This is a genomic window from Pseudactinotalea sp., assembly GCF_048594945.1.
In the GTDB taxonomy this organism is placed as follows: Bacteria; Actinomycetota; Actinomycetes; order Actinomycetales; family Beutenbergiaceae; genus Pseudactinotalea.
Map to the genome: position 1 here is coordinate 1 of NZ_JBMDXJ010000103.1, position 2,922 is coordinate 2,922.

Annotated in this window: 2 protein-coding genes; both read right to left on the reverse strand. The window is 72.0% G+C overall.

Annotated features, from left to right (window positions below; translation table 11 throughout):
• Nucleotides 1-1,323: serine/threonine-protein kinase (locus ACOJSN_RS04860; protein ID WP_420111382.1), on the reverse strand; the 1,323-nt coding region annotated here is incomplete at its 3' end.
• A complete protein-coding gene (locus tag ACOJSN_RS04865; RefSeq protein WP_420111383.1) occupies nt 1,320-2,783 on the reverse strand; it encodes a peptidoglycan D,D-transpeptidase FtsI family protein in 1,464 nt (487 codons plus the stop codon). The genes ACOJSN_RS04860 and ACOJSN_RS04865, both read right to left, overlap by 4 nt.
• Nucleotides 2,784-2,922 lie beyond the last annotated feature (139 nt).

Sequence of the window (2,922 nt, forward strand, 5' to 3'; positions counted from 1 at the left end):
GCCCCCCCCCCGGCCGTGTCGGTCTGGGGGGGGGGGGGCCCCCCCCCCCGGGGGCCCCCCCCGCGCCGCCGGTGCGCCCTCGGCGGCGGAAGCCTGGGGGGCGGCGGCAGCCGCTTCGGGCGCGGGAGTGGGCTCGACCAGGTCCACGGGGTCGAGCTGGAGCGCGGAGGAGCCGTCGATCGGGGCGACCACGGCGCGGTTCACCCTCGCGCCTCGCGGGCCGGCCTCACCGGACGTGCCGGCAGCACCGCTGCGCGGTGTCGCCGAGCCGGCCGCCGCACCGCTACGCCGCGCGGTCGCCTCACCGGCGCCACCACGCGGTGAGCCCGACGCCGTTGCCGCGCTGCCGCGCTGGCTCCGTGGCTGCGGCCGGGCGGCCTCCCGCGCCAGGTAGGCGGAGTCGCGCACGGTCTCGGTGGTCGGCATCGCCTGGGTCGCGACGGCGGCCACCTCCTCGCGTGCGGCGAGGTGCGGTGCGAGGCGGCCCTGAGCGGTCTCGGTGTGCATCTCGCGATGCAGGGCGTCGAGGATCCGCCCGAGCGACGCACCGCTGCGAGGGCGGCGCTCGGGGTCCTTGTCGAGCATCGACATCACCACGTCACGCACGCGGGGGTCGATCTTGTCCGGCATCGCCGGCACCGGCTGGTTGACGTGCGCGAAGGCGATGTCCACCTGTGTGGAGCCGGTGAACGGGCGCCGGCCCACCAGCGCCTCGTAAGCGATGACGCCGAGCGCGTAGATGTCGCCCACACCCTGCGCGGCCTTGCCCATCGCCTGCTCGGGCGGCAGGTACTGGGCGGTGCCCATCACCATGCCGGCCGCCGTCATCGGCGCCTGGTTGGCTCCGAGCGCGATGCCGAAGTCCGTGATCTTCACGGTGCCGTCGCCGGTGATCAGGAGGTTCGACGGCTTGACGTCGCGGTGCACCACTCCCGCCACGTGCGCCGCGTGCAGCCCGCGCGCGGTCTGCGCGAGGATCGGCAGCAGCTGCCCGGGTGCGAGCGTGCGCTCACGCGTGAGGAGGTCGGACATCGGCTCGCCCTCGACGAGCTCCATGATCAGGTAGCCGGCGCCCTCCTGCTCGCCGTAGTCATACATCGCGGTGACGTTGATGTGCGAGAGCCCGGCCGCGTTGCGTGCCTCGGCCCGCATCCGGGCCAGGAACGAGTTGTCCCCCGCGAACTCCGCGCGCAGCACCTTGGCAGCGACCTTCCGGTCGAGGTGCAGGTCAGCCGCCTGCCACACCTCGCCCATGCCGCCGACGGCGATCCGCTCCATCAGCTCGTACCGGTCGCCCAGCTGCAGCCCCACCTGTGGTGTCATTCGCCCAGCACCGCCTCGATGACGCCGGCGGCGATCGGCGCAGCCACTTGCGCGCCCGTGGCCTCGTTGCCGAGGTCGCCGCCTTCCTCCACCACGACTGCGATCGCGATCTGTGGGTCGTCCGCCGGTGCGAACGCCGTGAACCACGCGGTCGGTGCCACCCCCTCGACACCAGACTGCGCCGTTCCGGTCTTTCCGGCCACCGACACGCCGGAGACCTGCCCCGGCCATCCGGTGCCGTTGTCCACGACGTTCACCATCATGTCCGTCATCAACGATGCCGTCGACGCCGAGATCGGCTGCGAGAACTCGCTCGGCTGCGTCTCCGAGACCACCGCGAGGTTCGGCCCCCGCTCGGTCGCCACCAGGTACGGGCGCATGAGCGAACCGTCGTTCGCGATCGCGGCCGAGACCATCGCCATCTGCAGCGGCGTCACCCGCACACTGCGCTGCCCGATCGAGGTCTGCGCCAGCGCGGGATCATTGCTGTCGAAGTCCGACCCCAGCGTGCTGTGCGTGACCGTCATCGGGATCGACAGGTCCTGGTTGAACCCGAACGCCTGCGCCTGCTCCTGCAACGCCTGCGCCCCGTGCTGCACCGCCAGCTGCGCGAACGGGGTGTTGCACGAGACCCGCAACGCCTCCGTCAATGTGGCCGTCTCCCCGTTGCCGCACACCGCACCACCCGGGTTCTGGATCCCCGTGCTCGTGCCCGGCGGCGTGTAGATCGTGGGCGCCGGCACCTCGGAGTCGGGCGTGTAGTCCCCCGTCTCCAGCAGCATCGCCAGATCGATCAGCTTGAACGTCGACCCCGGCGCATACAGGTCGCCCGCGATCGTCCGGTTGATCATCGGGTCGTCCGGGTCCTCCAGCAGCTCGGTCCACGCAGCGTTCACCTCGCTGCCCGTGTGCCCCGCCAGCACGTTCGGGTCGTAGCTCGGCTTGCTCACCAACGCGAGGATCGCTCCGGTCTTCGGGTCCAACGCCACCACGGCGCCCCGCTGGTTCCCCAGCAGGTCCCACGCCGCCTGCTGCGCTGCCGGGTCGATCGTCAGCTCCACGCTCCCGCCCTGCTGACTCCCCCCGGTGAACAGCTGCTGAATCCGCTGGAACAACAACGAGGAGTCCGACCCATTGAGTACCGCGTTGCTCTTGTCCTCGATCCCCGTGCTCGCGAACACCACCGAGAAGTGCCCCGTGGCCGGCGCGTACAACGGCCCGTCGGCGTAGATCCGCTGGAACCCGAACGGGTCGTCCACGGGCTCCGAGTACGCGACCGGCTCCCCGGCCACCACTATCGGGCCGCGGTCCTGCCCGTACTCGCGGTAGATGGTGCGCACGTTCCGCGGGTCGTCGTTGAGCGCGCCCGCCTGCCCGTACTGGACCCAGCTCGCGTTGCCCATGAGCAGCACGAACATCGCGAGCACCACGATGGAGAGACGGCGGAGCGGGCCGTTCATCGCTTCACCACCTCCGTGGGGTTGTCGTCGTCGAAGCCATCGTTCTCGGTCGGGCCTTGCTCCGGCGCTGCCGGAGTGACGGGGGGGGGGGCCCCCCCACCCACCCACGGCGCGGACGCCCCACCCCCCCCGCCCCCCC